Annotated in this window: 21 protein-coding genes; 18 read left to right on the top strand and 3 right to left on the bottom strand. The window is 43.2% G+C overall.

The genetic code is table 11. The features are described from left to right. Nucleotides 1-263: 263 nt before the first annotated feature. The 13 genes from panB (at nt 264) to E4K67_RS07020 (ending at nt 13588) form a co-directional block, all read left to right on the top strand. Nucleotides 264-1127: a 3-methyl-2-oxobutanoate hydroxymethyltransferase gene (gene panB / locus E4K67_RS07080; protein ID WP_199242480.1), complete on the top strand. Its 864-nt coding sequence runs from the start codon at nt 264-266 to the stop codon at nt 1125-1127. Between the two features lie 96 nt (nt 1128-1223). Continuing rightward, entirely contained in the window at nt 1224-2450 is a 1227-nt protein-coding gene (locus E4K67_RS07075; protein WP_135545709.1) for an NAD/NADP octopine/nopaline dehydrogenase family protein, read from the top strand. A 97-nt stretch (nt 2451-2547) separates the two neighbouring features. Continuing rightward, complete coding sequence (locus E4K67_RS07070) at nt 2548-3450, top strand: branched-chain amino acid ABC transporter permease (protein ID WP_158408414.1); 903 nt, start codon at nt 2548-2550, stop codon at nt 3448-3450. A gap of 29 nt (nt 3451-3479) precedes the next feature. Then, nucleotides 3480-4505: a branched-chain amino acid ABC transporter permease gene (locus E4K67_RS07065; RefSeq protein ID WP_158408413.1), complete on the top strand. Its 1026-nt coding sequence runs from the start codon at nt 3480-3482 to the stop codon at nt 4503-4505. A 56-nt stretch (nt 4506-4561) separates the two neighbouring features. Continuing rightward, the gene (locus E4K67_RS31045) at nt 4562-5158 is read left to right on the top strand and encodes an ABC transporter substrate-binding protein (protein ID WP_135545706.1); all 597 of its coding nucleotides are present in this window, start codon (nt 4562-4564) and stop codon (nt 5156-5158) included. After that, nucleotides 5154-5882, top strand: a complete 729-nt coding sequence (locus E4K67_RS31040) for an ABC transporter substrate-binding protein (RefSeq protein WP_135545705.1) — start codon at nt 5154-5156, stop codon at nt 5880-5882. The genes E4K67_RS31045 and E4K67_RS31040 overlap by 5 nt, the downstream gene beginning before the upstream one ends. A 99-nt stretch (nt 5883-5981) precedes the next feature. Then, entirely contained in the window at nt 5982-6704 is a 723-nt protein-coding gene (locus E4K67_RS07050) for an ABC transporter ATP-binding protein (RefSeq protein WP_135545704.1), read from the top strand. Nucleotides 6705-6749: 45 nt separating this feature from the next. Next, nucleotides 6750-7457 carry an ABC transporter ATP-binding protein gene (locus E4K67_RS07045; protein ID WP_135545703.1) on the top strand — a complete coding sequence of 236 codons (708 nt, stop codon included), beginning with the start codon at nt 6750-6752 and terminating at the stop codon, nt 7455-7457. 82 nt (nt 7458-7539) lie between these two features. Continuing rightward, nucleotides 7540-8331, top strand: a complete 792-nt coding sequence (locus E4K67_RS07040) for an aspartate/glutamate racemase family protein (RefSeq protein ID WP_135545702.1) — start codon at nt 7540-7542, stop codon at nt 8329-8331. Between the two features lie 49 nt (nt 8332-8380). After that, nucleotides 8381-9823 carry a trimethylamine methyltransferase family protein gene (locus E4K67_RS07035; RefSeq protein ID WP_135545701.1) on the top strand — a complete coding sequence of 481 codons (1443 nt, stop codon included), beginning with the start codon at nt 8381-8383 and terminating at the stop codon, nt 9821-9823. A 37-nt stretch (nt 9824-9860) separates the two neighbouring features. Further along, complete coding sequence (locus tag E4K67_RS07030) at nt 9861-10496, top strand: cobalamin B12-binding domain-containing protein (protein WP_135545700.1); 636 nt, start codon at nt 9861-9863, stop codon at nt 10494-10496. 98 nt (nt 10497-10594) lie between these two features. Continuing rightward, entirely contained in the window at nt 10595-12013 is a 1419-nt protein-coding gene (locus tag E4K67_RS07025; RefSeq protein WP_135545699.1) for a trimethylamine methyltransferase family protein, read from the top strand. Between the two features lie 90 nt (nt 12014-12103). Continuing rightward, nucleotides 12104-13588: a trimethylamine methyltransferase family protein gene (locus tag E4K67_RS07020; protein ID WP_135545698.1), complete on the top strand. Its 1485-nt coding sequence runs from the start codon at nt 12104-12106 to the stop codon at nt 13586-13588. A gap of 109 nt (nt 13589-13697) precedes the next feature. Here E4K67_RS07020 and E4K67_RS07015 read toward each other — a convergent pair whose 3' ends face one another. Further along, nucleotides 13698-14153, bottom strand: a complete 456-nt coding sequence (locus E4K67_RS07015) for an AraC family transcriptional regulator (RefSeq protein ID WP_135545697.1) — start codon at nt 14151-14153, stop codon at nt 13698-13700. Nucleotides 14154-14292: 139 nt separating this feature from the next. On the opposite strand from E4K67_RS07015, the gene E4K67_RS29650 reads away from it, so the two are divergent. Further along, on the top strand, nt 14293-14448 hold the full coding sequence (locus tag E4K67_RS29650) for a hypothetical protein (RefSeq protein WP_158408412.1): 156 nt from the start codon (nt 14293-14295) through the stop codon (nt 14446-14448). Here E4K67_RS29650 and E4K67_RS07010 read toward each other — a convergent pair. Both E4K67_RS07010 and E4K67_RS07005 read right to left on the bottom strand, forming a co-directional pair. Continuing rightward, nucleotides 14445-15869 carry a sensor histidine kinase gene (locus E4K67_RS07010; RefSeq protein ID WP_135545696.1) on the bottom strand — a complete coding sequence of 475 codons (1425 nt, stop codon included), beginning with the start codon at nt 15867-15869 and terminating at the stop codon, nt 14445-14447. The genes E4K67_RS29650 and E4K67_RS07010 overlap by 4 nt on opposite strands. Before the next feature lie 3 nt (nt 15870-15872). Beyond that, nucleotides 15873-16565: a response regulator transcription factor gene (locus E4K67_RS07005; protein WP_135545695.1), complete on the bottom strand. Its 693-nt coding sequence runs from the start codon at nt 16563-16565 to the stop codon at nt 15873-15875. 128 nt (nt 16566-16693) lie between these two features. Between E4K67_RS07005 and E4K67_RS07000 the strand changes: the two genes are divergently transcribed. The 4 genes from E4K67_RS07000 to ligD all read left to right on the top strand — a co-directional run bounded on the left by E4K67_RS07000 (nt 16694) and on the right by ligD (nt 20943). Next, nucleotides 16694-17002: a hypothetical protein gene (locus tag E4K67_RS07000; protein WP_135545694.1), complete on the top strand. Its 309-nt coding sequence runs from the start codon at nt 16694-16696 to the stop codon at nt 17000-17002. Nucleotides 17003-17023: 21 nt separating this feature from the next. Beyond that, on the top strand, nt 17024-17614 hold the full coding sequence (locus E4K67_RS06995; protein WP_135545693.1) for a hypothetical protein: 591 nt from the start codon (nt 17024-17026) through the stop codon (nt 17612-17614). 403 nt (nt 17615-18017) lie between these two features. Then, nucleotides 18018-18218, top strand: coding sequence for a hypothetical protein (locus E4K67_RS06990; RefSeq protein WP_135545692.1), 201 nt, complete (start codon nt 18018-18020; stop codon nt 18216-18218). A 283-nt stretch (nt 18219-18501) separates the two neighbouring features. Further along, nucleotides 18502-20943: a DNA ligase D gene (gene ligD / locus E4K67_RS06985; protein ID WP_135545691.1), complete on the top strand. Its 2442-nt coding sequence runs from the start codon at nt 18502-18504 to the stop codon at nt 20941-20943. The last annotated feature ends 200 nt before the right edge of the window (nt 20944-21143 follow it).

Below are 21143 nucleotides of genomic sequence, written 5' to 3'. Positions count from 1 at the left end.
TATTTCAAGGGTTTTTATAGAGTTGTAAAAAAAATTTTACTATTAAATCATGAATATTCCAACTAATATATATTTTTAAATTTATATTAGTTATAAGTCTATTTTTTCTGGCTTCATAGAAGAATACTTCATAATTAAAATGGCTCAATAACAGCATTTATAGACTCACTAAATAAGGGCGAAAAGATTAATTTGAAAATTATGAAGAATGGCACAAGGATTGCAAATATAAGGAATTGCAATAAATAAAGGAGGTTTTCAAGTTGGTTCGTAAAAAAGGTATTCTTGATTTTATGAAAATGAAGAAAGATGGTGAACAAGCCGCATGGATAACTGCATATGACTATCCTACGGCTTCCTTTGCGGAGCAGGCGGGTATGGATTTAATACTTGTGGGAGATTCCTTAGGGATGGTAGTTCTCGGTTATGAGAGCACGATTCCAGTAACAATGGCGGATTGTATTTCGCACTGTCAGGCTGTTCGCAGGGGGGCTCCGAATACTTGGATTGTCGGGGATATGCCATTTTTATCCTACCAAATATCGGATCAAGATGCAGTGGGAAATGCAGGCCGCTTCCATAAAGAGGCAAGTGTTGATTGTATTAAGCTTGAAGGCGGAAGACGAGTTTGCAGCAAAATTAAGGCGATTACAGATGCAGGCATGTTGGTCATGGGCCATATTGGTCTGACTCCTCAGAGTTCAGGACAATTAGGTGGATTTAAGGCCCAGGGTAGAGACGTTAAAAGTGCTAAGGATCTCATTATCGATGCAATTGCAATTCAAGAGGCTGGAGCATATGCCCTTTTGTTAGAAGCAGTACCACCCGAACTTACTGGATTTATTGCACAGAAACTAAAGATTCCTGTTTATTCGATCGGTGCAGGACAACCATGTGATGGGCAGCTGTTAATATGTGGAGATATGCTGGGCATGTTTGAGACCTTTACTCCAAAGTTTGTTAAGAAATATGCAAATATTGCTGAAATTGAAGTTAATGCATTTAAGCAGTATATCAATGATGTAAAAAGTGGACAATTTCCGACTGATGAGCATGTTTATCATATTTTGGATGGCAAGGAGGAATTCGAAAACCTTTTTAAGGAGTTTGACTTTTCCTCTCGTTAAATAACTGAAAACATCTCATAGATAAGTGCATCAATAACCAAAAATTGCTACTAGGCTGATTACAAATCAAATTTAAATATTGGAGGACGATAAATAATGAGTAACATGGAGTATTTAAAAAACAAACCAATAGCTATCCTCGGAGCTGGAGCCTGCGGTAAGGCCCAAGCTGGAGACTGTGCCTTAGGTGGCGCAACGACTCGCATTTGTGACTTGCCACCGTTTGCAGAGAAGACCTTGTTTGGCATTAAAGAACAGGGCTTGAAATTTTTCGGGGAGCAACTGAACCTCTACGGGTTTGAACGCTCAGGGGTTGCTCAGTTTGATAAAGTTACAACTGACGTTGCTGAGGCTGTAAAAGGTGCAGGAATTGTCATCGTTACAACTCCGTCCATCGGACACAGACCTTTTTTTGAACAGTTGGTTCCTGCCTTAGAAGATGGCATGGTAATTCATATCTTCCCGGATAACTACGGTTCTTTATTGTTAAGAAAAATGATGCGCGAAGCAGGCTGTACCAAGAAGGTAATTATTGGTGGATGGTCCAGTGCACCCTATGGCTCTAGAGTTGAAATTAAAGGTGGAGTCGTCTTACCGAAGGTTCGAGCCTACTACCGAGCAATCACTCTAAGGGGAGCAGCTCTTCCAACAATCGATCAGGCTGATTTCTTGGAAAGCACTAAATATATTCCGAGCATGGATGGAATTACAAAGGGTGATGGCGTTGTTGGAGGAGAAACCGTCATGGACACCGGATTTAGTAATGTAAATCCAGTTCTGCATTGCCCAGGTACCATCTTAGGAGTCGGAGTCATGGAAAACTGGGGTGTAATTTATGGAGAGAACAAATACGACTTCTCCATCTACTCCCATGCCTATTGTCCATCCATATCTCAAGTTCAATACACCTTGTACCAAGAACAATGTAAATTGGCAGCAGCAATGGGCGTCGGCATTCAGGCATTTGACAAGAGACAATTCTTCTCCAGAGAAAATATCTTAGGGCCTGAATATATGGGGCCTGATTATGAGATTCCCTTTGACCAGCAGGATTATATCCAGTTTGGAACAGGCCCGCATACCATTAACAATCGCTATATCACTGAGGATATCCCGGTAGGATGCCATGTCTATCATGAACTTGGCAAGAAATTCGGAGTGAAAACTCCGGTTGTAGATTCGATGATCAACCTGGCCAATGCCATGCTCGAAACGGATTTCTACGAATCGGGTTATAGTTTGGAGTATCTGGGCATCGGCCATCTGGATAAGGATGAAATGTTACGGTATCTCCATGAAGGGGTATATAAAGAAAAGGTATAAGCATTAAAATTTCTTACCATTCTCTTCACTTAAGTAGTTGAGAGAATGGTAAGGCCTAATATGATCTATGTCGATAGATCGAGGAGGTGCACTAATAATGGATATGGATTCAATGCAATTATTCAACATTGTATTGACCGGAGTCATAAGAGGGGGATTATACGCGCTAATGGCAGTGGGGCTTTCCTTAGTTTTTGGGGTCATGAATATCCCAAACTTTGCCCATGGAGAGTTCTACATGTTAGGTGCTTATTTTTCCTATTTTACCTACACATATTTTCACTTCGGCCCGATCTCCAGTATTCTATTGGCTGCTGTAGGAACCTTTATTTTGGGAGCCATCGCAGAAAAGACGTTATTCTATCCGTTACGTAAAAGGTCCAAGAAAAACTGGATAATGAATACCTTTCTGTTGACCTTAGGTATCTCAATTGTCCTGCAAAACGGTGCCAAAATGCTTTGGGGAAACACTTATCGAGGGATTACTCAGTATTGGCCCGGAAAAGTAAGTATCGCCAGTTTTAATATTTCAAATGATCGTATTGCAGGGTTTTGTATAGCTATGGTCACTATTGCTATCTTCTGGCTTTTCCTAAATAAAACTACAATGGGACGGGCCATCCGCGCCGTTTCTCAGGATGAAACTGGAGCGAGTATAGTTGGTGTTAATTTAAACGTTATACATACCCTGACCTTTGCCTTAAGTTGCCTGCTTGCTGGATTGGCAGGAGCAATATTGCTTTCTATTTCACCCGCTTATCCGTTTATGGGCGTGCAACCCCTCTACAAGTCTTGGTTTGTACTGATACTAGTTGGAATGGGGAACATAGGGGCGAGTATCTATGGCGGATTGCTAGTTGGGTTGCTTGAAACCTTCGCTTACATGAGATTCGGTTCCGGCTGGCAGGATGTGGTCAGTCTAGTCATCATAATCATGATTCTAATATTTAAGCCACGGGGATTATTCGCCAAAAAAGGAGTCAAGAGCGTTTCAGAATAATGCATATTATCAAGATTGGAGGGATGAGCGTGGAAAAGGCAGAGAGTAGCTTTACAAAAGGTGGCCGATTCATAGGGAAGTTTGGATTTACCCCTTTAAGCATAGCTATGCTTTTTGTTCTTGCTATTTTCCCACTAGTTCTACAGGATGAAGTGATTACCCGTCTCCTAATTTCAGCACTTATGCTGGGAGCACTGGCTATGGCTTTTGACTTCACCGCGGGCTTTATAAATATTAACAATTTTGGGTACGCGGCTTTTTGGGGTGTAGGTGCATATACTTCGGCACTTCTAGCGGTTAAATTAGGGGTCTCACCATGGCTTGGAATGTTAGCCGGAGGAATTTTAGCAGGATTGTTGGGTCTTGGTTTAGGTTTCCTTACTCTGAGGTTGGCCGGGATCTTTGCATCTTGTATGACGTGGTTTGTTGCCTTAGCAATGTTTGCGGTGACGGCTAACTGGGTTGAGTTAACACGAGGCACATCGGGGCTCAGTGTTCCACCGCTTTTTAACACTACCGGAAATATCGAGTATTTTTACACAATACTAATAATGACAGTTTTAACCTATGTGGGATTAAAAGTTATTATCAAATCCCATATAGGAACAGCATTTCGGGCTATTGGACAAGATCTTCAGGCTGCCCAAGCCTCGGGGATCAATGTAACTAAATACAAAATCATGAATTTCACGATCTCATGTGCCATTGCCGGGGTACTCGGAGGGTTTTACGCTCATTTCGTCGGCATTATTACTCCAACTGTTATGAACACCAGTCATACAGTTGAAGTAATGGTACTTTCTTTTGTCGGCGGCAGAGGAACAATTTGGGGCGGATTGATTGCAGGATTAGTCATGATTCCAGGTATGGAATATTTAAAAGGCCTTATGGAATTGCGATTATTAATCTATGGTCTGCTAATGATTGTCGTTATGATATTTTTCCCTAGTGGCTTGGCCGGTCTTTATTACAAAGTCGTCCAATTTATTAGGAAAAATGCAACTCTGACAAAGGTCAAAAAGGAAGAAAAGGATGTAAGGAGGGCAGGCCTGTAGCAAATGAGTTAGGATTGTGAACCAATCTGAATTAAAAACAAGGGGAGGCTTTAAAATTGAATTCATTTTTGTTCAAAAAATCACGTAAATTTGTGGTTGCCTTGACGACAGCATTACTCCTTAGTCTTACTCTGACAGGATGCGGTGGTGCAAAGCCGGCGAGTGAGACTACACCAGCGGCATCAGCCGCGCCAAACAGTGTTATTAAAATTGGTATAATTGCACCTTTAACTGGACCTGCGGCTCGGACAGGGCAAGAATTCAAAGATTCGATAAATATGGCCTTCGGTGAAATTAATAATAAAGTAGGAGAACATCCCATTGAATTCAAATGGATTGACAGTGAATCAGATGCGGAAAAGGGAGCCCGGGCTTACGAAAGTGCCATTGTTAATGACAAGATTACTGTAGGATTTATGGACTGGCACAGTTGGGTTTCAGTTTCCTGTATGGAGGTAGCAGCTAAGTATAAAATGCCTCACTTTTTCTCTTATGGAGCAACAGATGTGGTTAACCAAAAGTACAAATCTGATCCGGAAAAATATGCCTATTGGATGGGGAAGGCTTGGCCTACACCAGAAAAGTTAAGTATTGGCTATGTTAGTGCCGTTGAGGAAGCCATAAAGAAAGGTCTCTGGAAACCAGAAAATTAAGAAAGTCGCATTATTTGGAGTTGACAATGACTGGGGTAGAGGTTTTTGCGCAGCATTAGGTGAGCAGTATAAAGCGGCTGGCTGGGAGGTTGTTACTACCGAATGGGTGGGCCTCGGAGAAACGGAATTTTATCCTTTGTTAAACAAATTAAAAGGCTTAAATGTTTCCTTGGTAGCTGGTACGATGTCTGATCCTTCCTCGGTTTCCTCACTCATTAAACAATCAAGAGAAGTTGGTTTAAAAAGTTTGATAGCAAGTGACGGATTAGGTTGGGTAGGAGAATGGTATAAGTTAACTGGTGACGCATCAGATTACGTTATCGATCAAATACCACAATGGACGACACCCGAAGCTAAAAAATTCCAAGCTGCTTTTGTGGCTAAGTATAATTATGAACCAGGTGCCGCTGTAGCGGGTATGTCATATGATTACACTAAATTCTTGATTAAAGTACTGGAAGCAACTGAAAAAGACTATGGAGCGATCACTACAGAAAATCTATTTAAAACGGGCAAAGAAAAAGTTATGACAGGCCAATTAAGTTACAAGGATGGAATTCTAATGAAAGAATATAAGTATACTCCGGAGACCTTCCCCGATCCAGTGATTGATGGAGAACATTACATGTTTCCTGTGGTTCAATATTTTGGAGGAAAGCCCAATGTAATTTGGCCTGAAGCTTTTAAAGATGCAGACTTGAAAATTCCCGCTAATCTAAAATAATTACTATTTAGAATGGGCGGAGCGTAACATGCTACTTACCGAACGCTCCTCCATTCTCACTCAAAAGTATGGAAAATTATAAAGAAGCTGGTGGTAGCTATGATATTGGAAACGAAGGACGTTTGCAAAAGATTTGGTGGATTAAAGGCAGTTAATAACGTTAGCCTACAGGTTGAAGAGGGGCAAATCTACGGATTAATTGGTCCTAATGGGGCTGGAAAGACAACCTTGCTAAATACCATCGCGGGAGTGCATCCGCCGGAAGCCGGAAAGGTTTTTTTCAGGGGTCAAGATATTACAGGGTTTAGAGCAGATAAAATTTGTCATACCGGGATGGCTAGAACATTTCAAATTGTTCATTCGTTCCAGAACATGAGCGTCTTGGAAAATGTAATGGTAGGTTCTGTGTTTGGAAATCGACGGCCCTATTCTAAGCCTGCAGAAATGGCCGCAGAGATGCTGAACTTTGTCGAGTTTCCTCTGTCTCACGATACATTAGCTGGGAATTTAAACACTATACAACTCAAGAGGTTAGAGTTAGCGCGGGCTTTAGCAACAAACTGTAAACTTCTCTTGTTAGACGAAGTAGCAGCAGGTTTAACTCCTGGAGAATTGATAGATCTGACCATATTGATTAGAAAAATACGGGAGGACGGAACCACCATTATCATGGTTGAGCACTTAATGAAGCTAATTATGGATGTATGTGACAGGATTGCTGTTCTTTGTTTTGGTGAGAAGATTGCGGAAGGTACGCCCAAGGAAATTATGGAGAACGAAAAAGTTTTAGAGGCTTACTTGGGGGCAAAATATGTTCTCTAAAATATTATGTCCTTTCCTTGATTAAGCTTGATTGGAGGTAAGGCAATGTTGGAAATTAGTGGGATTGATACTTCGTATGGCAACCTTCAAGTATTGTGGGATGTCTCGCTGAATATTGGAGAAGGAGAAATTGTCGCAGTGTTAGGTCCTAATGGATCAGGGAAAACGACAATGCTGAAAAGCATTATGAACCTAGTCTCAGTTAAAAGAGGAAAGATTATGTTTCTGGGACAAGACATAACAGGCAAGCCCATACATGAATTGACCAAACTGGGATTAGCCTTCGTTCCTGAGGAACGACATTTATTTCCTGCAATGACAGTGATGGAAAATCTCTTATTAGGGGCGTATACAATCCGAAATAAAAAAATCATTAAGGAAACATTTAATCGCGTCTTTGAACTATTTCCACGTTTAGCTGAAAGAAAGAAACAATATGCCGGTACCATGAGTGGCGGCGAAAGACAAATGCTTGCCATCGCTCGGGGGATTATGTCAAACCCTAAAATGTTGATTCTGGATGAACCTTCTATGGGGTTAGCTCCTCAGAATGTACTCGCGGTCTTTGAGACGATCAAGAAATTGAGTGCAGAGAAGGTTACGGTCTTAATCGTAGAGCAGAATGTAAACACAACTTTGACAGTTGCAGATCGTGCCTATGTCATGGAACAGGGGCGAATCGTCATGGAGGGTTCAAGTAGTCAGCTCCAAGGGGAGGACCACATAAGAAAGATGTACATGGGTATAGCCTAAGCCCCTTTGTTACTAATTTCACTAAAATATGAATCGTATTGACAATTTTGTAGTGTTTAAATCAACTGTGGAGGTATCAAAAATGATTCTCGGACAAAATCGGGATATGGGTATTAACCATATTAAAACACGGAAAAGTCATGTTTGTTATGGTATGGGGCTTGGAATGATTCTATTAAATGATGCATATCCAGGATTTCCAGGGGACAATCGCAATGCCAGTGCTTTTCCTTACCCTATACAGTATCAAATTGCAGAAGGTGTGACCAACAAGACACTCGTTTATGATAAGGATCCAGGTAAATGTCAAGCAGCTGTTATAGATGCTGCAAAAAAGTTAGAACGAATGGGCTGCAGGGCAATTGCGGCTGAATGTGGATACTTTGCCTTTTTCCAGAAGGATGTGGCAGCAGCAATTGACATTCCGGTGTTTATGTCAAGCTTGCTGCAAGTTCCGTTTGCGCAATTGGTTATTGGACCCAAAAAACAAGTCGGCATAATATGCGCCCAGAAGAAGTTCCTAGATGTGGAACATTTAGAGAATGTCGGGATTAGAAGTGACAGCAATTATGTTATTGGAGGGGCTCAGGATGAGTATGGTTGTACTGAGTTCGACAATTTATGGAACCCTGACAAACGGCCTGCATGTCCCAACGCCTATTACGATAAGGCAGAGCAGCAAATGATTGAGGCTGCCAAAAAGTTTAAGGACAAACATGTGGATATAGGGGCAATCGTCTTAGAGTGTACAGGTATGCAGCCTTTTGCCCGAGCAATTCAAAGAGAGGTAGAACTACCGGTTTTTAGTTGGGGAACATTATTGGACTATGCTTACTCTGTGACTGTACATCGTGACTACTATGGACATGTCTAAATAGTACTCATAATACAACTTGTAATAAATCTTATGGGGGGGCAAATAAATGAGCACATCAACGAAACGCAACTTGTCGCTTATCATCCTCGACCAAGAGAAGTTTGAGCAAATTCATGAGGCAAGTTTGCATCTGATGGAAAATGTGGGCATGAAAATTGGAGGCACACGGGCGCTTAAGTTGTTACACGACAACGGCGCTGTAACGACCGGTGATGGCCTTACTATAATTCCCAGGGGTCTTGTAGAGAGAGCGTTGAAAAGTGTACCAAAGGAGCTGGTACTTTATACACGCGATGGTGAACCTTCTATGAAGATTAACAATGATAATCCTGTATATTTTGGCACACATGCTGATCAATTGGAACTAGTTGATCCATTGTCTGGAATTGTTCGGAAATTCCTTAGAAAAGATACTGCCATGATGTGCAAGTTGGCCGACTACTTGCCGAACATCCACTTTATTTTGTCTGTGGGTATGTCGTCGGATGTAAGACCTGTAGTGCAGTCTCAAATCACGTTTTTGGAGACAGTTAAGCATTTCAGTAAAACTATTAACTTTTCTACCAATGATATTGAAGGCCTAAAGGATATTATTGAGATCGCAGCTATTGTGGCTGGGGGATTAAAAAACCTTCAAGAAAAACCCTTTATTTTTAATTATTGTGAGCCAATTTCACCTCTTGCTCATCCCAATGAGAGTACGGAAAAGCTTTATATTAGCGCAGAAAATCGTATTCCAGTGGTCTATATGCCCTATTGTATGATGGGCGGGACCTCTCCTATGAGCTTTGCCGGGACCCTAGCTCAGTGTAACGCTGATATGTTAACTGGGTTAGTTATTACGCAGTTGGTTTCTGAAGGTGCTCCATTCATCTATGGTTCTATGCCTTCAGTTTTTGATATGCGGACAACAATCGGAAGTTATGGGGCACCTGAGTTTCACTTGTTAGTTGCGGCGTCCTCCGATTTGGCAGCGTATTATGGTATACCCTTCTTTGGAACTGCCGGATGCACAGATGCTAAAGTGCTTGATGAACAGGCAGTAGTAGAAACGACTATGGAACTTTTCTCCACAATGCTCAGTAAAGCCAATATCGTCCATGATGTTGGAGTAATGGATCATTGTAACAGTGTCTCTCCAGAATTAGTTGTTTTGGCTGATGAGATTATCGAGGGCTTAAAACACTACACCCAAGGTGTTCAGGTGAATACAGAGGAACTTGCCTTAGATGTGATAAAGGAAGTAGGACCTGGAGGTCATTTTCTGACGAATATACATACTCTGAATAATTTCAAAAAAGTTTGGTATCCAAGTTTATTTAGCCGGGATATGCAGAACAGTAACGAATCTCAAGTTAAGGGAAAAGTGAGAGAAAAGATCAGAAGTATTATGGAGAGCCATCTGGTCCCTCAACTAGATGCAACTATTCTCATGGAACTCGAAAAATGGAATGTAAAATTGGAAACGTATCAACCAACTGCCCAATGAAATTAGAATAACGGATTAATAATTTAGGAGGTACTCTATGTCAAGTTTTGCGGATCTCGCTCAATATGTAATTGAAGGCGCGGAGATTCAAGTTCGGGAGCAAGTCAAGTCTTTAACTGCTCAGGGTGTAAACCCGTTAGAAATCATTAACCAGGGCTTAATTGCAGGCATGAGTGTTGTTGGAACTCGTTTCAAAGCTGGGGATATGTTTGTTCCTGAAGTGCTGATGTCAGCGCGGGCCATGAGCGCAGGAATCGAAATCGTCAGACCTTTGATTGCTGAAACTGATATGCCTAGCTTTGGAAAAGTAGTATTAGGTACTGTGAAAGGTGACCTTCATGATATCGGCAAAAATTTAGTAGGAATGCTGTTAGAAAGTTCCGGCTTCACGGTCATTAATCTCGGTGTGGATATTTCACCTGAACAATTTGTTCAGGCCGTAAAAGAGCATAACCCAGACATTGTAGCTTTATCTGCGTTGCTTACAACGACGATGACTGCGATGAAAGAGACGATTGAGCTCCTCCAGGAAGAAGGCCTAAAAGATAAACTGAAAATTATTGTTGGCGGCGCACCCGTCTCCATGGACTTTGCTGACCAAATTGGTGCTGATGGGTATGCACCTGACGCTGGATCTGCTGCTGATCTGTGTAAAAAAATACTCTGTTTATAAACCTGTTTTACTAATGTCGTGGGTGGGTGTGGTTGTCGAATTGACTCATACTCCTTGATCGGCAGTCGATCGGCAACCACCTAAAGGGAGGAAATTAAATGAGTAGATCGACACGGAACTTGTCTCTAACCATCCTCGATCAAGAGAAGTCGGAGCAAATTCATGAGGCAAGTCTATATCTGATGGAAAACGTGGGTATGAAAATTGAAGGGACAAGGGCATTTAAGCTGTTGCATGACAACGGCGCTGTAACGACCAACGAAGGATTTACATTGATCCCCAGAGAACTTGTGGAAAGAGCCCTTAAGAGTGTTCCAAAGGAACTGGTACTTTATAAACGCGATGGCGAACCTTCTATTAAAATTAATAATGTTAATGCAGTTTACTTTGGAACCCATGCTGACCAATTGGAATTAGTTGATCCGTTATCGGGAAGGGTTCGGAAATTCCTCAGGAAAGACACTGCAATGATGTGCAAATTGGCCGACTACCTGACGAACATCCACTTTATTTTGTCAGTAGGAATGTCAGCGGATTTGAGGCCTGAAGTGCAGTCTCAAATCACTTTTTTGGAGACAGTGAAGCATTTCAGCAAAACCATTAACTTTTCCACCAATGATATTGGTGCCTTAAAAGATATCATCGAGATCGCTGCCATTGTGGCTGGTGGATTAAACAACCTTCAAGAAAGACCCTTTATTTTTTACCTTTGTGATCCAATTCCACCTCTTGCTCATCCTAAGGAGAGTACGGAGAAGCTCTATATTAGTGCAGAAAATCGTATTCCGGTGGTATATATGCCTTATTGTATGATGGGCGGAACCTCTCCCATGAGCCTTGCCGGTACGTTAGCTCAGTGTAATGCCGATATATTAACTGGTTTGGTTATTACCCAGTTGGTTTCTGAAGGGAGTCCATTTATCTATGGTTCTATGCCTTCAGTTTTTGACATGCGCTCAACAATTGGCAGTTATGGAGCCCCTGAGTTTCATTTGTTAGTCGCAGCGTCTTCCGATTTAGCAGCGTATTATGGTATACCCTTCTTTGGAACTGCCGGATGCACAGATGCTAAGGTGCTTGATGAACAGGCGGTAGCAGAAACAACCATGGAACTTTTCTCCACAATGCTTAGTAAAGCCAATATCGTCCATGATGTTGGGGTAATGGATCATTGTAACAGTGTCTCTCCAGAATTAGTTGTTTTGGCTGATGAGATTATTGAGGGCTTAAAACACTATACCCAAGGTGTTCAGGTAAATGCCGAGGAACTGGCCTTAGATGTGATAAAGGAAGTAGGGCCTGGAGGGGACTATCTGACGAACCTGCATACCCTGCTTAATATAAAGAAGGTTTGGTATCCAAGTTTATTTAGCCGGGATATGCAGAACATTAACGAATCTCAAATTAAGGAAAAAGTGAAAGAAAAGATAAGTAATATTATGGAGAGCCATCAGGTTCCTCAACTAAATAAATCGATTCTCATGGAACTTGAAAAATGGTCAGCAAAATTAGAGTAACACTGGCGCATTGTTAGGAGGTTCCTATCTTGCGCTATAGAATATAACGTTAGTGAGTTGTACCAAATAAATGGACTGGAGGGTTCTCACATGATTGAATTGGACGAAATGGACGATGATCTGAGGAAAATCCATGAAGCCTCAATGGCTGTTTTGGAACAAACAGGCATGAGGTTTCATCATCCTAAAGTATTAGAAATTATGCGACAAAATAGGATCCGTATTGAAGGACAGACTGCTTTCTTTACTCGGGAACAGGTTATTGATTGGGTCAGTAAGGCCCCGACTCATTTTAAGATGCATGCCAGAAATCCGAACTATGATTTTGTTGTTGGGGGTGACCACGTTGAAGTTTGCCCAGGGTCAGGCTCCTCCTTCGTATGCGAAGTTGATGGAACAAAACATGCCGCTTTAATGAGTGATTACATAAATTTTCTAAAACTTTACCATCAGTCAAGCTATTACAAGGTAAATGGCGGGATCGTCGTTCAGCCTACAGATATCGGTCGCTCAACGATTGCTTTGATGCTTTATGCAACAATGGTCTTTTCCGATAAGGTTATCATCACAGGTACAGGTACCGCTAAAGAAGTCGAACAATTGATGGACATGTTGGGAATAGTGTTTGGTGGTAAGACCTCTCTGGCGGATAAGCCAAGATGTCTGACGATTGTTAATACAAATACACCGCTTCAGTTTGATACAAACATGTTGGAAACAATGATGGTGTTTAATAAATACAAGCAGCCTGTAGTCATTGCCGCCGCTTCAATGGCCGGGACAACAGCGCCAATGACTCTTGCAGGTACAATTGCCTTGGCCAATGCGGAGGTACTGGCAGGTATTGCTGTCGCTCAAATGATAAATAAAGGTACGCCTGTAATTTACGGTTCCCAGTCAACCACCTCCGACATGAGGACGGGAAGTATTGCCATAGGTGCACCTGAAGGAGCCTTAGCCTATCAATATGCAGCTCGTTTGGCGAAGTCCTATGGGCTTCCCTGCCGGGGTGGAGGTACCCTGACTGATGCAAAGACCTTGTCTGTGCAAGCGGGGTATGAAAGCATGTTAACCTTACTAGCTAGCTACTCGGCCAAAACAAATCTTATTTTCCAAAGTTCGGGTATCATGGATAGCTATAACTCGATGTGCTATGAGAAGTTTATAGCTGATTTAGAAATCATCGGAATGGTCAAACGTTATATTGATGGGGTAAAAGTCGATGCCGAAACACTCGCAGTCGATGAGATTACTGAGGTAGGTATAGCGGGGCAGTTTTTAACCTCGGACCATACTATGAAGCATTTCAGGAAAGAACCATTTCTACCTGATATCAGCTTAAGAGGAGCAGTAGGCGGCGATCCTTCCGCTAAGCTAATGGATAATATTAAGGCTAAGCAAGACAAGCTGCTAGCGAGTTATTGTCAGCCTGAAATGTCCACAGAAGTACAGGGAAAGTTAGTCGAGTATCTGATTGAATGTGGTTATGATAGTAAATTGATTGAAAGCTTGAACGGACGAATTCAATCCGCTCCGTACAGTTTCGTCCGGTTCAGACCTTGCACGGAGCAGTAACGATGCAGAGCAGCATTTTAAACCTCCAATAATCTTGGTTTTTCGATTAAAGTAAAATTCCCCTTTTTTACTGATAAAATTATCTCGTGTTATAATCAATAATCAATAATCAACCAATAGGGACACAGATTTCGCAAAGGTGCTGCTCAACCTTTTCAGCCGCATAACGCTCTAAAATCGGTCGTGTAGTGTCAGGAAGATAGCCGCTTTCGGACAATACAGGGAAAATTTCTGCCCAAGCCTGCTCTACAGCTTCGGCTGTGTGTTTCACTGTAAAAATCGCATATTTTCCTCCGGTGATTTCACCATACTGTACATTGCCGCTTGCCGGAAAGTGTTTATCAGCAAGGAGAAGGCAAGCATCATAGCGACAATTCTCAGGTGGTGTTGTTTGTGGATTATCATGTGCAATGCCAAAAATCACCGCTTTACTGTTCATTAGGTTATTTGCTTTCGCCCAGTGTTTCAATTGTCCCATAGTCCGGATATTTTCCGCACCATAAGCTCCTACTTGTCGTATATACGCAATAGAGAATGATGGGATAGTTTCAATATTCACGTGCATTATATGGTACTCTCTTTCATGAAATTATGACCGGTCCTTTTTACCATATAATGCTTTAAAATGAAAGGCAAATAAATTTTTAAATTTGGTCAATCGCACATTGAAAATAATTAGCTGATTCTAGTAGAGGTGAACTCAAGTGGAGATGGTTGAAAACTATGTTTATAAAAAAGAGGCAGACTGGTCATTGTTAAATGAAGGCCTTACTTACCTATTGATAATCAAGTCATACACATCGGAGGTTGTACTGAGTGCATCACAGGTGACTGGGCGAAGTGCTGGAATTGTTGTTTAAACAGCGCTGACTGGTTGGCCGGCGCTGCTTCTTAATGTTATTTCGAATAAGGCTCCTGTTTGACCGTTATCTGCCCGGATGCTCCCACCCATAAACTCTACAGCAGATTTAGCAATAGCTAACCCGAGACCGAAATTTCCTCCTTTACCCTTATAAAACCTTTCGAAAATATGGGGTAAATCCGCTTCCGGTATGCCGTCACCATCATCCGCTAATCGAATGACTGCGGAATTTCCATCTTCAAGTAAAGTTATGCTCACCGTAGATTTGGCGTAACGCAGGCAATTCGATACGATGTTAATTACTGCCTGTGATAAAAGCGTATCATCCGCCAGTACGTATACAGGCTTATTCGGCAGGACAAGTAATAGTTCACGTTGATGTTTTGCAGCAAGGCCGCCGAGACGCTGGACATATTCCTTGAGGATATTCCCCAAGTCAACTTGGGTGAGTTCCTTGCTGTACGTCTGGCTTTCAATACGTGACAGTGTCAGCAGTTCTTCTACTAATTTACCCAGCCGTTTGCTTTCGCTGTGAATGATTTGAGAGGCATGTTTTACATCTGGAAGCACCCCGTTAATAACACCTTCTGCATATCCCTGGATAGACATAAGAGGAGTTTTCAGTTCATGAGAAGCATTCTGCAGGAATGCTTTTTGCGATTTATCATAGGCTTCAAGCTTAGCGGACATCTCACCAATACTTTGTTTAAGCATATGCAGTTCAAGAATATCATTATTACTGGTCTGAAGCGGAGCGGAGAAGTCACCCGAACCGATGTCTCTGGTCAGTCTGCACAGCTCGCCGACGGGGCGTGTAATCCGGATTGATAAATGATGGGCCAGCCACACAGCCAGTAAGACTCCGATCAGCATAATGATTATTAATATAAGATTGATAAAACGGACTAAGGCGATCTCCTTATCCGCATGGGATACAAAAACAACAGCCGGACTCCCGGCATTTGTGACCGGGTATGACAGGACAAAGTATTTATCCTTCCCGATGCGGATGGTATATACTTGGTTATCCTCCATTGAAGGAAGCTTCTCACTGAGTCGTTTCATTAACTGATTGTTGATAAAACTACCAGAAATGTACGCATCCCTGAGCGGAGAGAAAAGCTCCAGATTCCGACTGTAGAAAAGCATCTCAGTGTTCGCTGCTAATTGAGAAGAGCGCAGAGCTCTGTAGAGGTTGGCAAAAGGAGCAGCTAAATTTGCCGCGGCAGTGTTCCGGATATCCGGCAGTTCTTTTTTCACCACGCCTTCCATGGTCTTCACAACACCGTGCAGTTCAGTCCTGGCATTTCGATCTAAATAATAATTAACCGAGAGATTGAATAAGAGCAGTGTTATGAGTGGAAACACCGTGATCATGATTACAAAGGGAGTAACAATAGCGTTTTTAATCGGCTTCACAAATTATTCTCCCCTTTCGCTTAGTTTGAATCCAAATCCCCAGACAGATTCAATTTTTGCACTGCACCTGACTGCGGCAAGCTTTTTGCGCAGACGTTTTACCACATCATCTGTGGCCCGGGAGTCAACCTCAAAATCAAACTTCCAAACATTTTTCAAGAGCTCATCCCGGGATACGGCACGTGTGCTGTTTTGCATTAGATATACCATTAAAGCCAACTCTGTTGGAGTCAGATCAAACTGACTTCCATCTACCTTTGCTTCTCTGGTGGCTGCATTGATATTCAAATTGCCGGCTGCCAAGATGTGCTTGGAAGTGCCGCCTGTATCCAATTCCAATCTGCGGAACAATGCTTTGACTCTGGCCACCAGTTCCATAGGAGAAAAAGGTTTTGTCATGTAATCATCCGAACCAAGTGTAATCCCTGTTATCCGGTCGATTTCATTGTCTCTTGCGGACACAATAATAATAAGGGTATTACTGCAATTTCGAATCTGTGTACATACAGAAAGTCCGTCTGTCCCCGGCATCATGATGTCAAGAATGACTAAATCGGCAGGTTTTTGCAAAAATGCAGCCAATAGGTCATCCCCATTCGCAAAAGATTTCACTTCAAATCCTTCATTAGACAAAAACATATTAATTAAGCCGCGGATATTTTCATCATCATCCGCCAGGTAGATTAATTTTCTCATTTTATCACTTCCTTGACACTATTGTAGCCTATTCTTTTCAAGATAAAAAGAATTGCCACAGCTTTGCCACAGTATAACCTTTGTTTTGCGCAAACGAAAAACGTTAAGATAAGCTAGGAGGTGACAAATTGAGGAAAACAGGAATAATCTTATTAGCACTACTTATGATTTTCTCGGTGACCGGCTGTTCCGGCCAAAAACCATCAAAAACTCAAACAGAACGATCGCCGTTTGCTCCCCAAACTATATCAACTTCCCAGAATGTTGGCCGGAGCAAGAGTACTTCAGATCAAAGCACTGTAAATAAGAATCCTGTAAGCCAAGCTGTAACTTCAAAGCAGCTGACAGAAACAGATTCCATGCTTCAAGGTTTAAATGATGTCTTAAAAAGCCTGGATGATGTATCAAGTGAGGAATTAATCATCCCAAACCCATAATAAAGAAAAGAGGTTTTAAAAATGAAAAAAATAATGGTAACCGTACTAGCTGTAATTCTTACCCTTGTTACGAGTACTTCAGTATTTGCCGCCACTCCGGGTGACGGGAGCAAATTAGACAAACGAATTGTAAAATTACAGGAAAGTCAGCAGAAGATTGAAGAAATCAAAGCCCGTAACCTGGAAAAACAGTCAAAGCTAGCAACAAAGAAAGAGGAATTCGAAGGGTTCAAACTGGATTTAACGGAGCACAGGCAGGATGTACTTAAAAATCGTGAAAACAACATCAGCGTTGTCGAGTTAAACAATCAACTGCGCTTAACCCTGGCTCAAAAGCTAGAAGAGTTAAAAGACAGTGGTTCAGTAATTCCAGAAGAAACAACCGCTCAGTTAAAAGCTCACAATGCACAAATCGCTGAACTGGCGAACTCTTTAAAAGATACAAAAGGCCAAATCAAAGATATTGTAGAGAAATACAAAGGCTTCATCAAGGAAAAGGATTATGCCGCTATGGATACGGCCTTTGCTGAAATAGCTTCCATCCAGACTTACCGCTTGGACATACTTAACCAGATCAACAGCATTCTGCAGGAAATGAATAATTTACTATAGTCTACTTTTCATTCCCCATCAGCTTAAGCCGTCTGGCCATATGATGCGCATAAACACCCTGGGGATGCCAAATCGCGCCGATTCTGCGGTCTCCGGCTTGCTTAACCCCGGAACCTAATAGAGGATCTTTCCGGCCACAATAATTGTAATCTTTTCGACTTTCTTATCTAGGATTACCATTCCGTTGTTTGCTTTGGTTGTTCTTAACTGAGGCTCACATTAAGTGAGGGGAGATTTTGAGTCTCCTCTCATTGCTTCTATTGCAACCCAGTTGTCATAATGATAGCGATTTGACATTTATGTGGTTATTCCTGATGAGAGTATGCGCCCTATCGAAGCCATGCAAAAAATTGGTGGGGCGATACTCAGTACGGCTGTTCAAGTCACAGGAAGGAGGATATAGATGAGAACGATACACATTATTCTGTCCTTTGCTTCTTTACTGCTGGTTGGATCCACACTGATTTGCGGGTTCTGGATTCACACAAGCAAGAATGTTACCGATATGGCAAGCTCTGTGAATTTTCACATGATGCTCGCAACCGAATATCTGTGCTACAACGACTTCCGATCCATCCCTAATGCGGAAGGATTATTGACCTAGGAGTTGAGGGCAGATATCGGGGCTTTGAAAATTCAATACCGGATACTTACAATTCAACTGGAAACAATAATCCCAGAAGTGCTTTCACCCAGTCAAAGCCATTCATTTCAACTATTTGCCTGAGGAAGACAATAACCGCATTCGAGACAAGCAGACCTGCGCTTACTACGAAAGGGGCTTGTCGCCTCGGAACCCGAGAGTTCCGGCAAAGTGATCGACTTCATGGAGGCCCTCAAAGCCAGCGTTGAGAAGGCCAAAAAAGAGAAGGAACCGGCGTGATTATATGACAGAAAAACTCAACGAGTACAACCAAAAAAGGAATTTTGCCAGAACCATGGAACCTGTTGGGATAACAGAAGTTGTCCAAGAGGGTCTAAAGTTTGTCGTCCAGCACCATCTGGCCCGCAGAGATCACTACGATTTCCGCCTGGAATGGGAGGGGGCTCTATTGAGCTGGGCAGTGCCCAAGGGCCCTTCCTATAATACCCGGGACAAGAGGCTCGCTATACGGGTGGAGGAGCATCCTTTGGAATACAGAAACTTTGAGGGGACGATTCCCCAAGGTGAATATGGCGGCGGTGTGGTCATGCTCTGGGATGAAGGGTACTGGGAACCCTCTGGGGATGTGGATGAGGGACTTCGTGCGGGGATGCTGAAGTTTGTTCTGCAAGGAGGTCGGCTTAAGGGAAAGTGGGCTCTGGTGCGCTTGAAAAGGAAAGCGGGGGAGACCCAGGATAACTGGCTGTTACTTAAAGAAAAAGATGAGTATGCTAAAACTGCCGAGGGGATTTCTGAATTAACCACGAGTATCAGAACCGGACGCACCATGATGGAAATTGAAGAAGGGGAAGAGGAAAAGATCACGAAGAACCCCTTCAGCAGTACCGACGTGCAGCTGGCCAAATTAGTCAATACTGTTCCTGAGGGTGAGAATTGGCTTTATGAGTTGAAATACGACGGCTACAGGATACTGGCCTATATTGAAGGCGACAGCGTCCGGCTGATCACCAGGAATGGCCATGATTATACAACGCGCTTCCAGGATGTCGCCTCTTCCCTCGCTGAATGGGCTGAGGGAAGGGCGATGATTTTGGACGGCGAAATGGCCATCACGGACCCAGCGGGCAAGACGGATTTTCAGGCTCTGCAGAACTATTTGAAAAATCCGCAGGCCGGAAACCTGACCTATATCCTCTTTGATCTCCTGGCCTTGGATGGAGCGGACCTCCGGGGACACCGCCTGATTGACAGGAAGGAAACGCTGGAAGCGTTGCTGAAGGATGCCCCCGAAAACCTCCACTATAGCCGGCATGTGAGAGGAAACGGCAAGGAAAGTTTCCGCGCGGCCTGTGAGGCAGGCCTGGAAGGGATCGTCGGAAAAAAGGCCGATTCCGTCTACAGCGGGGCAAGAAACGGTGACTGGATCAAACTTAAATGCGATCAAAGGCAGGAATTTGTGATCGGGGGATATACGCTTTCTGATAAAAAAACTAGTGGGGTAAGTTCCCTGCTCCTAGGCATCTATGCAGGCGGGGAATTAGTCTATGCCGGACGTGCCGGCACGGGCTTAAGCGAATCCGACATGGAAGAGCTGGAGGGAAAATTTGCGGGCCTAAAGAGAAGGGAGTCCCCTTTCCAACTCGCGCCCAAGCCTAGGTCGAAGGAAAAGATCACCTGGCTTGAACCTGAACTGGTGGCGGAAATTAAATTTGCCGAATGGACCGCAGATCATCGCTTAAGGCAAGCCAGCTTCAAAGGCCTGCGGACGGATAAGAATCCCAAAGATATTAAAAAGGAAAAAGCGGATGAGGATATACAGCCTCTATCAGCCGCTAAAGAAACGGAGGGAATTGTGGAAGCTAATACCAACGGTCTGATCATTGAAGGAATTAAGATCAGTAACCCGGACAAGGTGATCTTTGCCGACCCTGAAATCACCAAAGGGGATGTGATCCGGTATTATGCCCAGGTGGCAGAGCGCATGCTTCCCTATCTAAACCACAGGATTCTCAGCATTGTCCGCTGTCCCAAGGGCATCTCCCAGACCTGCTTCTATAAGAAGCATCCCGGTCCAGGCAGCAAGGGAATCGTGACCATTCCTATTTCCACCAGTGACGGAGAAATGGAAGACTACTTCTATATCGAGAACCCAGCCGGGCTGATAGCCGAAGCACAAATGGGCACACTGGAATTTCATACCTGGGGAAGCCGTGTCGATGAGCTGGAAAAGCCTGATCTGATGGTATTTGATCTGGATCCGGATGAGGGAATGGACCTGAGCAGGGTGCGCCAGGGTGCGCGGGATGTGAAAAATATTCTTGCCGAACTTTCCCTGAACTCCTATCTCAAGACCAGCGGCGGCAAAGGGTACCATGTGGTCGTCCCTTTAAAACCTGCCGCCCCATGGGATGGGTTTCACAATTTTGCCAGGCGCGTCGCCGAAGTAATGGAGCAGAAGTGGCCTGACCGCTACACAAGCAATGTGAGAAAGGCTAAGCGTACCAACAAGATCTTCATCGACTGGATTCGCAACGGCAGAGGAGCTACCAGCATTGCCCCCTATTCTATAAGAGCAAGGAACGGAGCCGGGGTGTCCATGCCTATCGCCTGGGAAGAACTGGACACGGTGGCTCCTAACGGTGTCAATATGGCGGAGGCGCTCCGGAGGATCGGCGGCAATGATCCTTGGAACGATTTTTTCCGGAATAATCAGCAGCTTAAATGAGGCGAAGTGTCTTGATAAAGAGGTGCAGTATACTTCCCATGCAGCTTGGCATAATCCATAGCATGGGGACATGAACAAATTTAAGCCAGAACAAAGTTCTGGCTTAAATTTGTTGAATTGGAGGAATGTACAGGCGAAATGTGGAATTTCATATACAAGGTGCTGCTTGTCGGGCTGAGGGAAGATAATTGCCCAATCCA

This window comes from Desulfosporosinus fructosivorans (assembly GCF_004766045.1).
GTDB classification, from domain to species: Bacteria; Bacillota; Desulfitobacteriia; order Desulfitobacteriales; family Desulfitobacteriaceae; genus Desulfosporosinus; species Desulfosporosinus fructosivorans.
The sequence above is the reverse complement of the archived record's forward strand: the minus strand, read 5'-3'. Positions and strand labels throughout refer to the sequence as shown.

Coding starts and splice junctions, on each gene's coding strand:
- E4K67_RS07075 (WP_135545709.1), top strand. CDS start 1,224: ATGAGTAACATGGAGTATTTAAAAAACAAACCAATAGCTATCCTCGGA.
- E4K67_RS07070 (WP_158408414.1), top strand. CDS start 2,548: ATGGATATGGATTCAATGCAATTATTCAACATTGTATTGACCGGAGTC.
- E4K67_RS07050 (WP_135545704.1), top strand. CDS start 5,982: ATGATATTGGAAACGAAGGACGTTTGCAAAAGATTTGGTGGATTAAAG.
- E4K67_RS07045 (WP_135545703.1), top strand. CDS start 6,750: ATGTTGGAAATTAGTGGGATTGATACTTCGTATGGCAACCTTCAAGTA.
- E4K67_RS07040 (WP_135545702.1), top strand. CDS start 7,540: ATGATTCTCGGACAAAATCGGGATATGGGTATTAACCATATTAAAACA.
- E4K67_RS07035 (WP_135545701.1), top strand. CDS start 8,381: ATGAGCACATCAACGAAACGCAACTTGTCGCTTATCATCCTCGACCAA.
- E4K67_RS07030 (WP_135545700.1), top strand. CDS start 9,861: ATGTCAAGTTTTGCGGATCTCGCTCAATATGTAATTGAAGGCGCGGAG.
- E4K67_RS07025 (WP_135545699.1), top strand. CDS start 10,595: ATGAGTAGATCGACACGGAACTTGTCTCTAACCATCCTCGATCAAGAG.
- E4K67_RS07020 (WP_135545698.1), top strand. CDS start 12,104: ATGATTGAATTGGACGAAATGGACGATGATCTGAGGAAAATCCATGAA.
- E4K67_RS07015 (WP_135545697.1), bottom strand. CDS start 14,153: ATGCACGTGAATATTGAAACTATCCCATCATTCTCTATTGCGTATATA.
- E4K67_RS07005 (WP_135545695.1), bottom strand. CDS start 16,565: ATGAGAAAATTAATCTACCTGGCGGATGATGATGAAAATATCCGCGGC.
- E4K67_RS06995 (WP_135545693.1), top strand. CDS start 17,024: ATGAAAAAAATAATGGTAACCGTACTAGCTGTAATTCTTACCCTTGTT.
- E4K67_RS06990 (WP_135545692.1), top strand. CDS start 18,018: ATGAGAACGATACACATTATTCTGTCCTTTGCTTCTTTACTGCTGGTT.
- ligD (WP_135545691.1), top strand. CDS start 18,502: ATGACAGAAAAACTCAACGAGTACAACCAAAAAAGGAATTTTGCCAGA.